The organism is Azoarcus sp. DD4 (assembly GCF_006496635.1).
Classification (GTDB): Bacteria; Pseudomonadota; Gammaproteobacteria; order Burkholderiales; family Rhodocyclaceae; genus Azoarcus.
Genome location: NZ_CP022958.1, coordinates 4,870,593 through 4,888,140, shown reverse-complemented (window position 1 = coordinate 4,888,140; position 17,548 = coordinate 4,870,593). Strand labels below are relative to the sequence as shown.

21 protein-coding genes are annotated in these 17,548 nt (G+C 68.7%); 11 read left to right on the top strand and 10 right to left on the bottom strand.

The genetic code is table 11. From position 1 onward, the window contains the following. Positions 1-51: 51 nt before the first annotated feature. The 7 genes from CJ010_RS22595 to maiA all read left to right on the top strand — a co-directional run bounded on the left by CJ010_RS22595 (position 52) and on the right by maiA (position 6,487). A complete protein-coding gene (locus CJ010_RS22595) occupies positions 52-1,014 on the top strand; it encodes an MBL fold metallo-hydrolase (RefSeq protein ID WP_141020144.1) in 963 nt (320 codons plus the stop codon). 109 nt (positions 1,015-1,123) lie between these two features. Continuing rightward, positions 1,124-2,791, top strand: coding sequence for an FAD-dependent oxidoreductase (locus tag CJ010_RS22590; RefSeq protein WP_141020143.1), 1,668 nt, complete (start codon positions 1,124-1,126; stop codon positions 2,789-2,791). A gap of 11 nt (positions 2,792-2,802) precedes the next feature. Beyond that, positions 2,803-3,027: a DUF2783 domain-containing protein gene (locus tag CJ010_RS22585; RefSeq protein WP_141020142.1), complete on the top strand. Its 225-nt coding sequence runs from the start codon at positions 2,803-2,805 to the stop codon at positions 3,025-3,027. 21 nt (positions 3,028-3,048) lie between these two features. Then, positions 3,049-3,582, top strand: a complete 534-nt coding sequence (locus CJ010_RS22580; RefSeq protein ID WP_141020141.1) for a VOC family protein — start codon at positions 3,049-3,051, stop codon at positions 3,580-3,582. 58 nt (positions 3,583-3,640) lie between these two features. Then, on the top strand, positions 3,641-4,654 hold the full coding sequence (locus CJ010_RS22575; RefSeq protein WP_141020140.1) for a fumarylacetoacetate hydrolase family protein: 1,014 nt from the start codon (positions 3,641-3,643) through the stop codon (positions 4,652-4,654). 35 nt (positions 4,655-4,689) lie between these two features. Continuing rightward, positions 4,690-5,718: a TRAP transporter substrate-binding protein gene (locus tag CJ010_RS22570; protein WP_141020139.1), complete on the top strand. Its 1,029-nt coding sequence runs from the start codon at positions 4,690-4,692 to the stop codon at positions 5,716-5,718. Positions 5,719-5,842: 124 nt separating this feature from the next. Further along, positions 5,843-6,487, top strand: coding sequence for a maleylacetoacetate isomerase (gene maiA / locus CJ010_RS22565; RefSeq protein WP_141020138.1), 645 nt, complete (start codon positions 5,843-5,845; stop codon positions 6,485-6,487). Positions 6,488-6,547: 60 nt separating this feature from the next. Here the strand turns inward: maiA and CJ010_RS22560 are convergent, their stop codons facing one another. The 6 genes from CJ010_RS22560 to CJ010_RS22535 form a co-directional block, all read right to left on the bottom strand. After that, a complete protein-coding gene (locus tag CJ010_RS22560; protein WP_141020137.1) occupies positions 6,548-7,084 on the bottom strand; it encodes a hypothetical protein in 537 nt (178 codons plus the stop codon). Between the two features lie 53 nt (positions 7,085-7,137). Beyond that, positions 7,138-8,565, bottom strand: coding sequence for a DegQ family serine endoprotease (locus CJ010_RS22555; protein WP_141020136.1), 1,428 nt, complete (start codon positions 8,563-8,565; stop codon positions 7,138-7,140). 77 nt (positions 8,566-8,642) lie between these two features. Then, on the bottom strand, positions 8,643-10,058 hold the full coding sequence (locus CJ010_RS22550) for an ATP-binding protein (protein WP_240794442.1): 1,416 nt from the start codon (positions 10,056-10,058) through the stop codon (positions 8,643-8,645). Next, positions 10,055-10,735: a response regulator transcription factor gene (locus CJ010_RS22545; protein ID WP_141020135.1), complete on the bottom strand. Its 681-nt coding sequence runs from the start codon at positions 10,733-10,735 to the stop codon at positions 10,055-10,057. Before CJ010_RS22545 ends, CJ010_RS22550 begins: the two co-directional genes overlap by 4 nt. 45 nt (positions 10,736-10,780) lie before the next feature. Further along, complete coding sequence (locus CJ010_RS22540; RefSeq protein ID WP_141020134.1) at positions 10,781-12,073, bottom strand: ATP-binding protein; 1,293 nt, start codon at positions 12,071-12,073, stop codon at positions 10,781-10,783. Next, the gene (locus tag CJ010_RS22535; protein WP_141020133.1) at positions 12,070-12,783 is read right to left on the bottom strand and encodes a response regulator; all 714 of its coding nucleotides are present in this window, start codon (positions 12,781-12,783) and stop codon (positions 12,070-12,072) included. Before CJ010_RS22535 ends, CJ010_RS22540 begins: the two co-directional genes overlap by 4 nt. Positions 12,784-12,999: 216 nt before the next feature. On the opposite strand from CJ010_RS22535, the gene CJ010_RS22530 reads away from it, so the two are divergent. Then, positions 13,000-13,506, top strand: coding sequence for a hypothetical protein (locus CJ010_RS22530; RefSeq protein WP_141020132.1), 507 nt, complete (start codon positions 13,000-13,002; stop codon positions 13,504-13,506). 12 nt (positions 13,507-13,518) lie between these two features. Beyond that, positions 13,519-13,818: an EF-hand domain-containing protein gene (locus CJ010_RS22525; RefSeq protein ID WP_141020131.1), complete on the top strand. Its 300-nt coding sequence runs from the start codon at positions 13,519-13,521 to the stop codon at positions 13,816-13,818. Positions 13,819-13,833: 15 nt separating this feature from the next. On the opposite strand, the gene CJ010_RS22520 is transcribed toward CJ010_RS22525, so the two are convergent. Both CJ010_RS22520 and CJ010_RS22515 read right to left on the bottom strand, forming a co-directional pair. Continuing rightward, the gene (locus CJ010_RS22520) at positions 13,834-14,169 is read right to left on the bottom strand and encodes a DUF1840 domain-containing protein (RefSeq protein ID WP_141020130.1); all 336 of its coding nucleotides are present in this window, start codon (positions 14,167-14,169) and stop codon (positions 13,834-13,836) included. A 12-nt stretch (positions 14,170-14,181) separates the two neighbouring features. After that, positions 14,182-14,739, bottom strand: a complete 558-nt coding sequence (locus CJ010_RS22515) for a hypoxanthine-guanine phosphoribosyltransferase (protein WP_141020129.1) — start codon at positions 14,737-14,739, stop codon at positions 14,182-14,184. A 131-nt stretch (positions 14,740-14,870) separates the two neighbouring features. Here CJ010_RS22515 and upp point away from each other — a divergent pair, with 131 nt between their 5' ends. Both upp and CJ010_RS22505 read left to right on the top strand, forming a co-directional pair. Beyond that, positions 14,871-15,503, top strand: coding sequence for a uracil phosphoribosyltransferase (upp, locus tag CJ010_RS22510; RefSeq protein WP_141020128.1), 633 nt, complete (start codon positions 14,871-14,873; stop codon positions 15,501-15,503). 67 nt (positions 15,504-15,570) lie between these two features. Next, positions 15,571-16,818, top strand: coding sequence for a uracil-xanthine permease family protein (locus CJ010_RS22505; protein WP_141020127.1), 1,248 nt, complete (start codon positions 15,571-15,573; stop codon positions 16,816-16,818). On the opposite strand, the gene CJ010_RS22500 is transcribed toward CJ010_RS22505, so the two are convergent. Both CJ010_RS22500 and CJ010_RS22495 read right to left on the bottom strand, forming a co-directional pair. Beyond that, positions 16,772-17,167, bottom strand: coding sequence for a YqjK-like family protein (locus tag CJ010_RS22500; RefSeq protein ID WP_141020126.1), 396 nt, complete (start codon positions 17,165-17,167; stop codon positions 16,772-16,774). The two genes, CJ010_RS22505 and CJ010_RS22500, sit on opposite strands and share 47 nt — an antisense overlap. After that, positions 17,164-17,547, bottom strand: a complete 384-nt coding sequence (locus CJ010_RS22495) for a phage holin family protein (RefSeq protein WP_141020125.1) — start codon at positions 17,545-17,547, stop codon at positions 17,164-17,166. Before CJ010_RS22495 ends, CJ010_RS22500 begins: the two co-directional genes overlap by 4 nt. Position 17,548 lies beyond the last annotated feature (1 nt).

Here is a 17,548-nt window from a genome sequence, read left to right as displayed (position 1 = left end):
GACGTCTAGGATGCAGTCCATCCACCCAGATACCACAGACGAGAACCCCACATGAACACCAAAGCATTCGCCTCGCAGGCCGACCTCGAAGAAAAGAAGATCAGCTGGGACAAGCTGTCCGACAACGCCTATGCCTACACCGCCGAAGGCGACCCCAACACCGGCGTCATCATCGGCGACGACTCGGTGATGATCATCGACGCCACCGCCACCCCGGTGATGGCGCAGGGCGTGATCGCCAAGGTGCGCGAGATCACCGACAAGCCGATCAAGTACGTGGTGCTGACCCACTACCACGCGGTGCGCGTGCTCGGCGCCTCCGGTTACAAGGACGAAGGCCTGGAGCAGATCATCGCCAGCCAGGACACCTACGACCTCATCGTCGAGCGCGGCCAGCAGGACATGGATTCCGAGATCGGACGCTTCCCGCGCCTGTTCAACGCGGTGGAGAGCGTGCCCGGCCTGACCTGGCCCACCATCACCTTCCAGAAGGAAATGACCCTGTGGATGGGCAAGCTGGAGGTGAAGATCCTGCAGGTGGGCCGCGGCCACACCAAGGGCGACACCATCGTGTGGATCCCGTCGCAGAAGATCTGCTTCTCCGGCGACCTGGTCGAATACGACGCGGCTTGCTACACCGGCGACGCTTATCTCGCCGACTGGCCGCAGACGCTGGACAACCTCGCCGCGCTCGGCGCCGAAAAGCTGGTGCCCGGCCGCGGCCCCGCGCTGATGGACGCAGGCCAGGTGGAAAAGGGCCTGGCCTACACCAAGGCCTTCGTCAGCGCGCTGTACGGCAGCGCCCGGGAGGCGGTGGCGCAGGGCATGGACCTCAAGGCGACGATGGCGCTCACCCGCAAGAACATGGACCCGCAGTTCGGCCAGGTCTTCATCTACGAACACTGTCTGCCCTTCGACGTGACCCGCGCCCACGACGAAGCGAGCGGCATCCGCGATCCGCGCATCTGGACCGCCGAACGCGACCAGCAGATGTGGCACGCGCTGCAGGAATAAGCAGGACAGAGAGAAGCTGGCCGCCCCGCCCGGGGCTGGCGCAGAGGCTGGCGACACGCCCGCAGAACGGCGGCGCCGGCGATACACAAGACAGTAGGAGGAGACAGCCGTGCTGAGCACGTATCAATACCCGAAGTTCGAGTACCGGCAGCCGCCGGAAATCGCCGAGAACCGCGACGGCCACTACCCGGTGGTCATCGTCGGTGCCGGCCCGGTGGGGCTGGCCGCCGCCATCGACCTCGCCATCCAGGGCAAGCCGGTGCTGGTGCTGGACAACGACGACACCGTGTCGATCGGCTCGCGCGGCGTGTGCTACGCCAAGCGCGCGCTGGAGGTGCTGGACCGCCTCGGCTGCGGCGAGGAGATGGTGCGGAAGGGCGTGTCGTGGAACGTCGGCCGCACCTTCTTCCGCGAGGAAGAAGTGTTCAACTTCAACCTCTGCCCGCAGCCGGACCACCACCGCCCGGGCATGATCAACCTGCAGCAGTACTACCTCGAGGATTACCTGGTGCAGCGCGCACGCCAGCTGCCCAATCTCGAGCTGCGCTTCAGGAACAACGTGATCGCGGTCGCGCAGGACGGCGACAAGGCCACGCTGCGGGTGGAGACGCCGGACGGCGCCTACACGCTCAGCACCGACTGGCTGGTGGTGGCCGACGGCGCGCGCAGCCCGATCCGCCACATGATGGGGCTGGACATCGAAGGCAAGATCTTCATGGACCGCTTCCTGATCGCCGACGTGGTGATGAAGGCGGAATACCCCACCGAGCGCTGGTTCTGGTTCGATCCGCCCTTCCATCCCAACCAGTCGGTGCTGCTGCACCGCCAGGCCGACAACGTCTGGCGCATCGACTTCCAGCTCGGCTGGCAGGCCGATCCGGAAGAGGAGAAGAAGCCGGAGAACGTCATCCCGCGCATCAAGGCGATGCTCGGCGACGACCGTGAATTCGAGCTGGAATGGGTCAGCGTCTACACCTTCCAGTGTCGCCGCATGAACAGCTTCCACCACGGCCGGGTGCTGTTCGTCGGCGACGCCGCCCATCAGGTTTCGCCCTTCGGCGCGCGCGGAGCCAACTCCGGCATCCAGGACACCGACAACCTGGCGTGGAAGCTCAAGCTGGTGATGGACGGCAAGGCGCCGGCCACGCTGCTCGACACCTACACCGAGGAGCGCGGCTTCGCGGCGGACGAGAACATCATGAACTCGACCCGCTCGACCGACTTCATCACGCCCAAGAGCACGGTCAGCAAGACCTTCCGCAATGCGGTGCTGGGACTGGCGGAGCACCACGCCTTCGCCCGCGCGCTGGTCAATTCCGGGCGGCTGTCGGTGCCGAGCTTCCTCACCGAATCTCGCCTCAACACGCCGGATGCAGACAGCTTTGCCGGCGACATGGTGCCCGGCGCGCCGATGGACGACGCGCCGATCGAGAGCGCCAGCGGCACGCCTTGGCTGCTGGGCGAACTCGGCAACCGCTTCCAGCTGCTCTACTACACGGCGGACGCCGGCGCGCTCGACGACGCCACCGTGCAGATGCTCACCGGCCTGGCCGACGGCACGATCCCGGTGGAGGCGATCATCGTCGCGGAACGCGGCAGCGTGCCTGCCGGGCTGAAGACGCTGATCGACAGCAAGGGCCGCATCCGCGAGCGCTACGACCTCACCCCGGGCAGCGCCTATCTCGCCCGTCCCGACCAGCACGTCGCCGCCCGCTGGCGCAGCCTGGACGCCGCCCGCGTGCGCGCCGCGGTCGCCCGTGCCACCTGCAACGCCTGAAGGAGCCCGCCATGGCCTTGAATACCCAGCCCAATTTCGCCGAGCCCGGCAAGCGTTACTTCCGCGCCTTCAGTCCCGGCGACGATTTCTACGAAATGCTGATCGACACCCACCGCGACCTTACCGACGAGCAGAGCGCGATGGTCAATGCCCGCCTGATCCTGCTGCTCGCCAACCACGTCGGCGACATCTCGGTGCTGCGCGAGGCGATGCAGATCGCCCGCGAAGGCGTCTGAACAGATAAGGAGATCCACACCATGATCCGCAAGATCCACCACGTCGCCTACCGCTGCCGCGACGCCAAGGAAACCGTCGAGTGGTACGGCAAGTACCTGAAGATGAACTTCATCTTGGCGATCGCCGAGGACGAGGTCCCCTCCACCAAGGAGCCGGACCCTTACATGCACATCTTCCTCGACGCCGGCGGCGGCAACGTGCTCGCCTTCTTCGAGCTGCCGACCAAGCCGCCGATGGACCGCGACCGCAACACCCCGGCGTGGACCCAGCACCTCGCGCTCGAGGTCGGTTCGATGGAAGAGATGATGGAGGCCAAGGCCCGCCTGGAGGCCGACGGCATCGAGGTGGTCGGACCGACCGACCACACCCTGTTCAAGTCCATCTACTTCTTCGACCCCTCCGGCCATCGTCTGGAGCTGGCCTGCAACACCGCCACGCCGAAGATGAACAAGATGCTCGACGAGGTGAAGTGGGACATGCTCAACGAATGGGCGAAAACGAAGAAGGCGCCCAAGCACGCCGCGTGGATGCACGACGGCAGCTATCAGGATTGAGGATGCGCCGGGGCGGGCCGGTCCCGCCCCATGCCCCCGACAACGGAGAAGACGCACGATGAAACTCGCCACCCTCAAGCACGGCGGCCGCGACGGCACCCTGGTCGTCGTCAGCCGTGACCTCACCCGCTGCCAGACCGTCGCCGGCATCGCCCGCACGCTGCAGGCGGCGCTCGACGACTGGGACACGGTCGCCCCCGAGCTCGAGCTGGTCTATGACATGCTCAACGCCGGCCACGCCCGTCACGCCATGCCCTTCGATCCGGCGCACTGCCATTCGCCGCTGCCGCGCGCCTACCAGTGGGCCGACGGCTCCGCCTACATCAATCACGTCGAACTGGTGCGCAAGGCGCGCAACGCCCAGGTGCCGGCCTCGTTCTACACCGATCCGCTGATGTACCAGGGCGGCTCGGACAGTTTCATCGGTCCGCGCGACCGCATCGTCGCCGACGACGCCTGGGGCATCGATTTCGAGGCCGAGGTGGCGGTGGTCACCGGCGACGTGGCGATGGGCGCGACGCCCGCCGAGGCCGCGGCGGCGATCCGCCTGCTGATGCTGGTGAACGACGTCAGCCTGCGCAACCTGATTCCGGCCGAGCTCGAAAAAGGCTTCGGCTTCTTCCAGAGCAAGCCGGCTTCGGCCTTCAGCCCGGTGGCGGTGACGCCGGACGAGCTGGGCGCCGCCTGGGAGGGCGCCAAGGTCCACCTGCCGCTGCGGGTGGAACTCAACGGCGCCGCCTTCGGCTGCCCGAACGCCGGCCAGGACATGACCTTCGATTTCGGCCAGCTGGTGGCGCACGTGGCCAAGACGCGCGAACTCGAAGCCGGTTCCATCATCGGCTCCGGCACCGTGTCGAACAAGCAGGGCAATCTGTGGGGCTCGTCGGTCGCCAATGGTGGCGTCGGCTACTGTTGCCTGGCCGAATTGCGCATGTACGAGACCATCGAGCAGGGCAAGCCGGCGACCGCCTTCATGAAGGCCGGCGACCGGGTGCGCATCGAGATGCTGGACGCGCACGGTGGCAACATCTTCGGCACCATAGACAACACCGTGGTGCCGTTGAACGGCTGACGCACAGGTCCATACAAGAACAAGGAGGAGACACGATGCACAAGAAAATCGCCGCCACGCTGCTGGCCGCATCCGCGCTGTTCGGCACCGGCGCCGCCCAGGCCGAGGAGATCATCCTCAAGGTCGCGCACTTCTGGCCCTCGACCGCGCTGTCGCACCAGAAGGTGCTGCTGCCCTGGTGCGACAAGATCGCAAAAGAGTCGGCCAACCGCCTGAAGTGCCAGATCTATCCGGCGATGCAGCTCGGCGGTACGCCGCCCCAGCTCATCCAGCAGGCCGCCGACGGCGTGGCCGACATCGTGTGGACCCTGCCCGGCTACACCGCCGGCCGCTTCCCTGCGGTCGAGGTGTTCGAACTGCCCTTCATGTCGCGCAAGGCCGAAACCACCAGCCGTGCGCTGTGGGACTACGCCGAGAAGTACGCGCAGAAGGACTTCGCCATGGTCAAGCCGCTGGCCTTCCATGTGCATGACAACGGCTATGTGCATGGCAAGAAGCCGATCAGCACCATGGCCGACTTCCAGGGCATGAAGATGCGTGCGCCGACCCGGCTCACCAACAAGATGCTGGCCGCCTTCGGCGCCGCGCCGGTGGCGATGCCGCTGCCGGCGGTGACCGAGTCGATGTCCAAGGGCGTGATCGACGGCTATGTGCTGCCATGGGAGGTGATTCCCACGGTGAAGCTGCACGAACTCACCAAGTACCACTCGGAGACGCCGGCTTCCGAACCCGCGCTCTACACCGCGGTGTTCACCATCGCGATGAACAAGGCCAAGTACGCCAGCCTGCCCGACGACCTGAAAAAGGTGATCGACGCCAATTCGGGCGCCGAGTTCTCGGCCATGATCGGCCGGGTGTGGGACGAATCCGCGCCGGCCGCGCGTCAGCAGGCGGTCGCGAACGGCAACCAGTTCAACATGATCTCCAGTGCCGAACTCGCCAGCTGGCGCAAGGTGGGCGACAAGCTCGCCGCCGACTGGGTGGAAGAGATGACTGGCAAGGGTTACCCGGCGCAGGACATGCTGGATGGCGCGCGTGCCCTGATCGACAAGTACAGCAAGTAAGGCGCGGGCACCGGCGACGGTGTCATCGGCATTCGACGGGGTCCGGGCTTTTCCATGCCGGGCCCCGTTGCGTATGCTGGCGCTTCGCGTGTGCCGCGCGACTCCGACGAGGGACGACAAGAAGATGAAGCTCTACACCTACTTCCGCAGCTCGGCCGCCTTCCGCGTGCGGATCGCGCTCAATCTGAAGGGAATCGCCTACGACGCGGTGCCGGTGCACCTGGTGCGCGACGGCGGCGAGCAGCGCCAGGAGGGTTACCTGGCGGTGAACCCGGCCGCCCTGGTGCCGGCGCTGGCCGAAGACGGCCGCGTGCTGACCCAGTCGATGGCCATCATCGAATACATCGACGAAACGCATCCGGAGCCGCCGCTGCTGCCGGGCGCGCCGACCGACCGCGCACGCATCCGTGCCATTGCGCAGAGCATCGCCTGCGACATTCATCCGCTCAACAACCTGCGGGTGCTGCAATACCTCAGCCGCCAGCTGGGCATCGACGAGGCACGCCGCAACGCCTGGTATCGCCACTGGGTCGAAACCGGCCTCGCCGCGGTCGAAGCCATGCTGGCCGGTGATGCCCGCACCGGCGCCTTCTGCCACGGCGATACGCCGACGCTGGCCGACTGCTGTCTGGTGCCGCAGATCTTCAACGCGCGGCGCCTCGACTGCAATCTCGACGCGATGCCGACCGTGCTGCGTATTTCCGAGCGTTGCGAGGCGCTCGAAGCCTTCCGCCTCGCGGCGCCGGCCAACCAGCCCGACGCCGAGTAAGCCCGCAAGGCAAGGCCGCGCCGGCGCCGATGGGTGCCGCCGCGGCTGCCCGCCGCTGACTCAGGCGTGGGGGCCGCCGTAGCGTACGATGCCGGGCTCACCCGGGCCGAGCTTGACCTGATGCGTGCTGGAGCCGGTCGCGCTGCTCACCTGGACGGTGTATTCGCCGGCCGGCAGGGCGCCGACGCGGCTGCGGCCGTGAACCTGCGCCTGGACCAGGCGCTGGCCGTTGGTGGCGAAGATGCCGACGCGGATCTGTTCGGCCTCTTCATGGCCGCTGCCGGTCTGCACCGGGGTGACGATCAGCGGATACTGTTCGCCGCGGCTGCCGATGGCGGGGGCGGCGAGGGTGAGACCAAGCAATGTGGTAGCGATGGCGAGTGCTCCCGAAGACCGTGGCTGTGGGTCGCCCGACTTGGTGCTGCGCTTGGCGCGCGCGCGGGCGACGGCGGCGCGCGGTGCGATGGCCAGTGCGGTGGCTGCGGTGCGCAGGAAGTCGCGCACGATGGCCGGATCGAGGCGACCGCCGGTCGTGGCCGGAGCGGCGGTAGTGGGGTTCTCGGTGTGCGAAGGCGGGGTCGGCTTGCGGATTCTCATGTCTTAGTACGCTCGTCGGTCTGGTTCGCTATATGGGGACGGTCGGCGGTTTATCAACCCAGTTCGACCGGCACGAAAATGCGCGCATCATCACGCTGGACCAGCAGCGCGACATGCTTGCCGGCCTTTGAAATCAGAACCCGCAGCTGATCGACGCTCTCCACCGGCTGGCCGTTGAGCGACAGGATCAGGTCGCCGCGCTGGATACCGGCGCGGGCCGCGGGGCCGGCGACATCGGTCACCAGCAGCCCGCCGGGCAGGCCGGACTGGCGGCGTTCCTCGCCCGACAAGGCGCGCACCGCGAGGCCCAGCCGGCCCTGATCGGCCTTGTTGCCGGCGCTGGCGACCTGGGATTCGTCGGCGAACTCGCCGATCTTGACCTCCATGTCGCGGTTCTCGCCCTTGCGCCACACCTTGATGCGGGCGCTGTTGCCCGGCCGGAGCGCCGCCACCCGCGGCGGCAGCTCGGCGGAACTGCCGATCTTCTCGCCGTTGAGTTCGACGATGACGTCGCCCACCTTGAGGCCGGCCTTCTCGCCGGGGCCGCCGGGCTCCACCGAGGTCACCAGCGCGCCAATGGCGCTCTTGAGGCCGAAGGATTCCGCCAGCGCCTGGTTCATGTCCTGCACCGCCACGCCCATGCGGCCGCGGGTGACCTTGCCGTGGGCGATGATCTGGTCGCGGATGCCGGCGGCAACGTCGATCGGGATGGCGAACGACAAACCCTGGTAGCCGCCCGAGCGCGAGTAGATCTGCGAGTTGATGCCGACCACCTCGCCGGCGAGGTTGAGCAGCGGACCGCCGGAGTTGCCGGGGTTGATCGCCACGTCGGTCTGGATGAAGGGCACGTAGCCTTCGTTCGGCAGCGAGCGCGACTTGGCCGAGATGATGCCGGCGGTGACCGAGTTCTCGAAGCCGAAGGGCGCACCGATGGCGAGCACCCAGTCGCCGACGTGGGCCTTTTGCGGATCGCCCAGCGGAACCGTCGGAAGGTTCTTGGCCTCGATGCGCAGCACCGCGACGTCGGTCGGCTTGTCTACGCCCAGCACCTTGGCCTTGAACTCGCGCTTGTCGGTGAGTTTGACGGTGACTTCGTTGGCACCCTCCACCACGTGGGCGTTGGTCAGGATGATGCCGTCGGCGCTGACGATGAAGCCGGAGCCCTGGCCGCGGGTCGGTGCCTGGCCTTGCGGCGCCCCGAACTGCGGTCCGAAGCGGCGGAAGAATTCGTAGAAGGGATCGTCCGGGCTGAGTCCGCCGGGGGCGCCGTTGGCGGTACGCACCGTGCCCTGGGTGCTGATGTTCACCACCGCCGGGCCGACGCGCTGGATGATGCTGTCGAAGCTGGGCAGCACGATGCTGCCGGCCGGCACGCTGCGGGTGGCGGGTGCCTGCGCAAAGGCATCGGCGCCGAATGCGCCGGCCAGGGCGAGGATCAGGGCGGATGCGGCCGTGGTGGCGCGCAGGCTGAGGTCTTGCATGGCTCGGTCTCCTGGGGCTGGTGCTGCGGATCTGTCCGCTTGGCAGGCACCTTAAGAGAGACCGACTTAAGCGAGACTTAAGCTTCGTCGCGCGATGTGTTACCGAATGTCTCCGTGCCTGTAACACCCTCGCCGGCGCTCGCCAGCGGCAGGCCGACGCGCACCCGCAGACCGCCCGCCGGTGCCGTGTCCAGCGCCAGTATGGCGCCGTGGCGGTCGGCGATTGCCTTGACGATGGCGAGGCCGAGGCCGCTGCCCGGCTGGTCCTGCCCGGCGCGGCGGTAGAAGCGGTCGAGCACCCGCTCGCGTTCGTCGGCGGGAATGCCCGGACCGTTGTCCGCCACCTCCAGCCAGGCAAGGCCGTCCGCCGTCCAGCTGCTGACGTCGACCCGGCCGCCGGCCGGCGTGTAGCGGATGGCGTTGTCGATCAGGTTGCCGAGCAGGGTGCGCAGGGCGTCGCGATCGCCCGGCGCCGCGGTGCCGGCATCCAGCCGTTCGGCGCCGAGGTCTATGCCCTTGGCTTCGGCGAGCGGCTGCAGTTCGGCGATGACCAGGCCGGCGAGTTCCACCAGATCCACTTCAGCGGGCTCGGCGTGGGCGCTGCTGGCCTCGGCATCGGGCGCCTGGCGGGCCAGCGTCAGCAGCTGCTGGACGACGCGGGTGGCACGCTGCAGGCCCAGGCGCAGGTCGGCCAGCGCGGCGCGGCGCTCGGCGTCGTTGCCGGCGCGCTCGGTGAGCTGGATCTGCAACTGCAGTGCGGCGAGCGGAGTGCGCAGCTCATGGGCGGCGTCGGCGACGAAGGCGCGCTGGTTGGCCATGGCATGGTCGAGCCGGCCGAGCAGGCCGTTGAGCGCCTGCACCAGCGGCTGCGCTTCCTCCGGCACGCCGTCGACCGTGAGCGGCGCGAGGCTGTCCGGCCGGCGGGTGCCGACCGCCTTGGCCAGCCGTTCGAGCGGGCGCAGGCCGCGGCCGACCAGATACCAGATGAGGCCGGCGAGCAGGGGCAGGATCACCAGCAGCGGGGTGAGCGTACGCAGCGCGGCGGCCGCGGCGAGCCGGTTGCGGTGGGACATCGGCTGCGCCACCTGGACCACGCGGCTGCCGAGCACGATGGAGTAGGTGCGCCAGTTGCCCTCGGCCGTGGGCACCGTGGCGTAGCCGAGCTGGGCGCGGTCGGGCAGGGCGGTATGCGGGCGCGACAGGTAGAGGCGCAAGCCCTGCTCGTCCCAGATCTGGATCACCATGTCGAACAGCTGGTCGTCGGGGCCGAGGCCCGGCTCGGGCTGTGGGCCGGGCAGCGGCGCGCGCAGCGACAACGCGAGCTGGCGCAGGTGGTAGTCCATGATCTCGTCCAGCTCGCTGCGCGTCATCTGGTAGGTGGCGAGGCTGCCGAGCAGGAAGACCCCGAGCACCGCACCGAGCAGAGTGAGCAGCAGCTGCCGGCGCAGCGACATCCAGCCGCGGCGCGGTCTGTCCGTGCTTGCCGGGCTCATGCTTCCCTCGGCACGAACCAGCCGACGCCGCGCAGGTTGCGGATGCGGTCGGCGCCGAGCTTGCGGCGCAGGGCATGGATGTGCACCTCCACCGCGTTGCTCTCGACCTCTTCGCCCCAGCCGTACAGGCGTTCCTCGAGCTGGGCGCGCGACAGCGGTTTGCCCGGCTGTTCCAGCAGGGCCTGCAGCAGGGCGAACTCACGCGCCGACAGCCTCACCGGTTCGCCGTCCACGCTGACGGCATGGCTGGCCGGATCGACCACGATGCCGGCCTGGCGCACGATGGGCTCGGGCCGGCCGGCACGGCGGCGCAACAGCGCGCGCACGCGGGCAGCGAGTTCGTCGAGGTCGAAGGGTTTGACCAGATAGTCGTCGGCGCCGGCGTCCAGGCCGCGGATGCGTTCGGATACGGCGTCGCGCGCGGTCAGGACCAGCACCGGCAGCGGGTTGCCGGCGGCGCGCAGTTCGCCCAGTACGGTGAGACCGTCCTTGCCGGGCAGGCCGAGGTCGAGCAGCAGCAGGTCGTAGGGGGCCTCGCCACCGGCGGCCGGGGTGGCGAGCGCGAGCAGGCCGGCGGCGCCGTCGCGCACCCAGTCGACCGCGTAGCCTTCCTGGCGCAGGCCGCGCTGCACCGCGGCGCCTATCATCGGGTCGTCTTCGATCAGCAGCAGGCGCATGTCGCTCCGGAAATCACGTGCCCCGAGCGGGGCCGGGCTGCGATTCTAGCCCAGCGGCACGGGCAGGGTCAGGCGCGCCTCCAGGCCACCGCCGGCACGCGGCAGCAAATCCAGCCGGCCGCCGTGCAGGCGGCCAATGCGATCGGCGATCGCGAGGCCGAGCCCGGCACCGGGCGGGCCGTTGCGGGCACCGTCGCCGCGCACGAAGGGCCGTATCAGCGCGTCGGCCCGGTCCGGCGCGATGCCGGGGCCGCGGTCGAACACGCTGATGCGGATGCCGTCGGCGGCAGGTCCGGCCTCGATGCTGAAGTCGGGCGCACCGTGGCGGCGGGCGTTCTCGACGAGATTGACCAGCGCGCGCTGCATTGCGCGGGGACGCAGCGGCAGCCGCGGCAGTGGCGCGCAGCGGCAGGCGAACTCGCGGGTGGCGCCGGCGGTGTCGAGCACGTCGCGCAGCAAGGCATCGAGCGCGGTCGGCCGGGGCGCTTCGCCGTCGTCGCTGCGGGCGAAGTCGAGGAACTGATCGATGATGGCGTCGATCTGCCGGCAATGCCGCGCCATGTCGGCAGCCAGCCCGGGCGCCTCGGTGTCGCCGCTCAGCTCGACGGCGAGGCGTAGCTTGGCGAGCGGCGTGCGCAGATCGTGGGAAACGCCGGCCAGCATCAGCGTGCGTTCGCGTTCGGCGTCGGCCAGTGCCTCGGCCATGCGGTTGAAGCTGCGGGCGACGCTGCGGATCTCGCTCGGTCCGTCTTCGGCGAGCGGCGGCGGCCGGCCCCCTGCGCCCAGCGCCTGGGTGGCTGCGACGAGCTGGCGCAGCGGGCGGTCGATGCGGCGCTGGATCAGGAAGGCGCCGGTCACGGCCAGCGCAGCGCCGATCAGCCACGCCAGCAGCGCCGCGCCGGGCAGGCGCTGGCGGCGGTAGGGGCCATCGGCCGCGAGCCAGTGGTCGGCCCCGTCCAGGCGCAGGCGCACGTAAAGCATGCCGCCGGCTTCTTCGCGCCACAGGGCTTCGATGCCGTGCTGCGCCAGCCGGCGCGACGCCGCGCGGATGGCCAGGCGCTCCAGCGGCCGCAGCACGGCCGGTGTGCTCGAACCGGTGGCGGCTTGCTGGGCGGCGTTGTAGGCGGCGATGAAGGGTGGCCGTGCCGGTGGATCGATCGCGAGCAGGGCCTGCTCGACGGCATGGACAGTGTCGGCCGTGCTCTCGGCGTAACGGGCGTTGCGCGGTTGCAGGACGAACTGGTTGAAGACCAGCGCGCCGAGCAGCTGGCCGACGACGATGAGGGCTGCGAGCAGCAGCGCGTTGCGGCCGAAGAGACTGCGTGGATAAAACCTCATGTCGCGTCGGCGGCGAGCATGTAGCCTTTGCCGCGCACGGTGAGCAGCAGCCGCGGCTGCGCCGGATCGTCCTCGATGGCGCGGCGCAGCCGCAGGATGCGGACGTCGATGCTGCGGTCGTTGATCGTGGCGCCGGGGCCGTCGGCGAGTTGCACCAGACGGTCGCGTCCGAGCGGGCGGCCGCGGTTGGCGGCGAGTGCCGCCAGCAGGTCGAATTCGCCCGCAGCCAACGCGATCACGGCATCGCCGTCGAGCAGCCGGCGGCGGCCGGTGTCGAGACGGAAGCGGCCTATCGTGACCGAGGCGTCGGCATGGCGGCGGATCTGCGCGCCGAGCAGACGCTGGCGGCGGATCATGGCTTCGATGCGGGCGAGCAGTTCGCGCGGTTCGAAGGGTTTGGGCAGGTAGTCGTCGGCGCCGCTTTCGAGTTCGATGATGCGGTCTATAGGGTCGCCGCGGGCGGTCAGCATCAGGATGGGCACCGCATCGCCGGCGGTGCGCAGGCGCCGGCAGGCGGAGAGGCCGTCTTCGCCGGGCAGCATGAGGTCGAGGATGAGTACGTCGAAATGTTCGCGTGCCAGCAGCCGGTCCATCTCGCCGGCGTCGGCGGCCTGGCGCACGGTGTAGCCGCGGCTGCCGAGGTAGCGCGCAAGCAGCGCACGGAGCTCGGCTTCGTCATCCACCACCAGCAGCTTGCCTGCGTCTTCCATCCGGCGTCCCGTTCGTCGTCGTCCGTGTCCGCCGATATCTTAGCGGGCTGCCACGGTCGCCGGAGAAGACCGAACCATTACCGCCGGTTACGGCAGCCGTCCGCGTAGCCAGTGGTAACACGGTCGCCTTCTCGCGTAACCGAGGCACCTGCGGCACTGCCTAGAGTTTGCGTCAGGCGCCGCGCGGCGGTGCCGTCAGCAGACAAGGAGAAGGTCATGAGCATCAGCAGATCGGAATTTGGCCGCATCGTGGCAGTGGCGCTCGTCGTCGCGGCCGCGGGTGTCGGTACGCAATCCGTGGAGGCCGGAAGTTTCTCGCGTTCGCACCAGGCTAGCGGCCCCAACGGCGGCAGCGTGGCGCGCAGCCGGGTGGTGCAGGGCGACGGGGCGGGCAATCGCAGCGCGCTGCGCAACCGCAGCTGGACCACGCCGGCGGGTGGGAGCGGTGCACGCAGCGCCAGCAATGTGCGCAATGCGGACGGCAGCCTTGGTCACGACAGCAGCATCGCGGCCAGCAACGCGCGGGGCAGCGTCAGCAGCAGCGGCGGCTTCGACCGCAGCGCCGACGGCACCCTCACGCAGAGCCGCAACACCACGGTGACCAATGCCAACACCGGCAACTCGATGCAGTCGAGCAGCAGCTACAGCGCGGACGCGGGGCGTTCGCGCACGGTGAGCTGCTACGACGCCGGTGGCAACGCCATAAGCTGCCCGGCGCGTTGAGGAGGATAGGCGATGAAGACGACAAGGAGGGTGCGCGCGCTGGCGATACATGCGCTACTCGCGCTGCTGGCTCCGGCGCAGGCGGGCGCCGCCGATGCGGCGCAGAGCACGCGGATGCTGGAAGTCTTGCGCGAGCGTTTCGCCAAGGCCGACGCCGATCGCGATGGCGCGCTGAGCGAGGCCGAGGCGAAGGCCGGCATGCCCTACGTTCATCGCAATTTTGCCGAGATCGACGGCGTCGGCAGCGGTCGCGTCACGCTCGCTCAGATCGAGGCCTTCGCCGCCCGCAAGGCGGCGTCGCGCCAGCGTTGAATATCCGAGGGGCGTTCAGACGCCCCACACCACCGGCACGCCGGCGCGCTGCGACTGCTCGAGCATGTCGAGCAGCGGCCAGGCACGCTGGGCAAGGCTGACAGGGGCCGCCATGCCGGTGCGGCCAGCCTCGCGGTCGGCGGCTTCCTGTTCCTCGGTGGGGTGGGCATGGCGCGCGCGGTCTTCCTCGATCGCGCGGCGCAATCTGGCGATGGCGTCCGGCAACTGTTCGACGGTGACGATGCCCTTGGCGTCGTCCGCGTCCTTGCCGATGAGGGCGATCAGCTTTTTCGCGGCGTCGCCGAGCATCAGAACCTCGGCGGCGGCGTCGGACTTGAATGTGAACAGCATGTGCGTTGCTCCTTAGAGACCCTTGACGGCGTAGATGCCGGGGGCATTGCGCCAGTAGCCCTTGTAGTCCATGCCACAGCCGAACAGGAAGCGGTCGGCAATGTCCAGCCCGGTGAAGTCGGCGCGCATGCCGGGGTAGGCCTTGCGCTCGTGCACCTTGTGCACCAGCACCGCCGACAACACCTCGCGGGCGCCCTCGGCCTTCAGGTGTTCGATGATGGCGTTCAAAGTGTGGCCTTCGTCGAGGATGTCGTCGAGCACCAGCACGCTGCGACCGCGCAGGTCCTGGGTTGGCCGTACCCGCCAGTCGAGCAGCGTGCCCTGCAGCGCATGGCCGTAACGGCTGGCGTGCAGATAGGCGACTTCGAGCGGAAAGGGCAGGCGGGTCAGGATGCGGCCGGCGAGGATGAGGCCGCCGTTCATCACGGTGTAGACCAGTGGGTTGCTGTCGGCCAGCCGCCCGGTGATCTCCACTGCCATGCGGTCGAGCGCGGCCTCCACCGCGGTTTCGTCCGCAAGGCAGTCCGCCTCTTCGCGGGCGCGCTTGATTGCTGCCATGTCCATCGGCATCGCTGGCCTCTTTCGTTTCGGGAATCATGCCTTGCGGCAAACAGACACGATTGTAGACCAGCGGACAACGCCGGGCCTGCGCGGCGGCGGCTTGCGGGTAAACTGCATGCATTCCGCGTCCAGGAGCCATCATGCCGATCCACCAGATCAACCACCCGCTCGTCCGCCACAAGATCGGCCTGATGCGCGAGGCCGACATCAGCACCAAGAAGTTCCGCGAGCTCACTGCCGAGCTGGCGCGTCTGCTGGCCTACGAGGCCTGCAAGGATTTCCCGCTGGAAACGGTCACCATCGAAGGCTGGGCGGGGCCGGTCGAGATCGAGCAGATCAAGGGCAAGAAAGTCACGGTGGTGCCCATCCTGCGTGCCGGACTGGGCATGCTGGACGGCGTGCTCGACATGATCCCGAGCGCGAAGGTCAGCGTGGTCGGCATCGCCCGTGACGAGGAAACCCTGCAGCCGGCGCCTTATTTCGAGAAATTCGTCGGCCACCTCGGCGAGCGCATGGCGCTCATCATCGATCCGATGCTGGCCACCGGTGGCTCGCTGGCGGCCACCGTAGATATGCTCAAGCGCAAAGGCTGCGCGCAGATCCGCGCGCTGGTACTGGTGGCCGCCCCGGAGGGCATCGCGCTGATGGCCGAGCGGCATCCGGAAGTGGAGATCTACACCGCCAGCATCGACAGCCACCTCAACGAGCACGGCTACATCATCCCGGGCCTCGGCGACGCCGGCGACAAGATCTTCGGCACCAAGCACAACTGAGCATCCTTCTCCTCCGACCTGAGCGCCATGCCGTGACCTATCGTGCCGGCGGCGCAAGGAGTGCCGCATGCGTGAAATCCCCGTGACATCTCCGGAACCCCTCTGGCGCCAGGCGATCTCCGGCGCGCAGATTCTCTTCGTGGCCTTCGGCGCGCTGGTGCTGGTGCCGCTGCTCACCGGCCTCAACCCGAGCATGGCGCTGCTGGGCGCAGGCGTCGGCACGCTCCTGTTCCAGGCCGTCACCGGCCGCCAGGTGCCGATCTTTCTCGGTTCCAGCTTCGCCTTCATCGCCCCCATCATCTACAGCATGCAGACCTGGGGAGCATCGGCCACGCTGGGGGCGCTGGCCTGCGTGTCGCTGGTGTATTTCGTGTTCGCCGGACTGGTGTGGCGGCACGGTGCCGAGATCGTGCACCGCTTCATGCCGCCGGTGGTGATCGGGCCGATCATCATGATCATCGGTCTGGCGCTGGCCGCGGTGGCAGTCAACATGGCGATGGGCCGCAGCGGCGACGGCAAGCTCGTGCTGGTGCCCTACGGCACGGCGATGATCGTCGCCGGCGTGTCCTTCGGCGCGACGGTCGTGGCTGCCGTGTTCGCGCGCGGTTTCCTCAAGCTGGTGCCCATCCTGGTGGGCGTGGGCTCCGGCTACCTGGTGGCGGTGCTGATGGGCCTGGTCGATTTCGGCAGGATCGCCGCCGCGCCCTGGCTGGCGGTGCCGCAGTTCGTCACGCCCAGCTTCGAGTGGGCGGCCATCCTCTTCATGCTGCCGGTGGCACTGGCGCCGGCGATCGAGCACGTGGGCGACATCGTCGCCATCGGCGGTGTTACCGGCAAGGACTATACCGACAAGCCCGGCCTGCACCGCACGCTCTTCGGCGACGGTCTTGGCGTGCTGTTCGCCGGCATGGTGGGCGGCCCGCCGGTGACGACCTACTCCGAGGTGACCGGCGCGGTGACGCTGACGAAGAACTACAACCCGGCGATCATGACCTGGGCCGCGGTGTTTGCCATCGTCATGGCCTTCTTCGGCAAGTTCAACGCGCTGCTGCAGTCGATACCGGTGCCGGTGATGGGCGGCATCATGATGCTGCTGTTCGGGTCGGTGGCGGCCATCGGCCTGAAGACGCTGATTGCGGCGCGTACCGATCTCGACGAACCGCGCAACCTGGTGATCGTGTCGGCGGTGCTGGTGTTCGGCATCGGCGGGCTGGCGCTCAAGCTCGATAGCTTCAGCCTGCAGGGTGTGAGCCTGTGCGGGGTGGCGGCTATCCTGCTGAACCTGCTGCTGCCCGCGCGCGCCGCGCGCGATTGAGGCGGCTGCGCAGCAGCGCACCGAGACCGCGCAGCAGCGGCATGGCGAGGACGGCGGCGGAACTGCCGCCAGCGCCGCCGCGGGTGCGCCGGAACAGCACCCAGCCCAGCCAGGCGCGCTTGGCCAGCCGCCAGGCCAGGCGCGGCCGGCTGACCAGCACGAACACCACCACGCCGGTGACCAATGGCGCATGGGCACGCAGCCAGGCAAGTCCGTCGCGGGCCCGGTCGGCGACGTCGAGCACCGGTTCGATGCCTTGCAGGTGGCGCAGCATGTCCTCACGCTGCTGTTCGGCGCGGATCTGCAGCCGCTGCTTGCGCAGGGCGAACTCGACGAGCTTGGGATTCATTCGCGCCGCTGCAGCGCTTCGCGGTCGCGCGCGATTTCGGCCAGGCTGGCGGCGAAAAGGCGCGAGCCGCGGCGGATTTCGCGGGCGGCATTGCTGGCGGTGAAGAGACCTCCGCCGAGGCAGGCCGCGGTGGCCAGGCCGAGCGCAAGAAGGCGGTGTTCTTCCCAGAACAGCACGGTGAGGAAGGCAAGCAGGAAAACCAGCCCGAAACCGAGCAGCAGCGCGCACAGCAGGAGATTGAAAAGCAAGCCGCTGAGGCGCAGTTTTTCTTCCTGCACCTCGACGGCGAGCAATTCGATGCGGGTCTGCGCGATCTGCAGCCCGCCATCGATAAAACCGCGCAGGCTGTCGGCCAGCCGCGGCTTACGGCTTTCACTCATG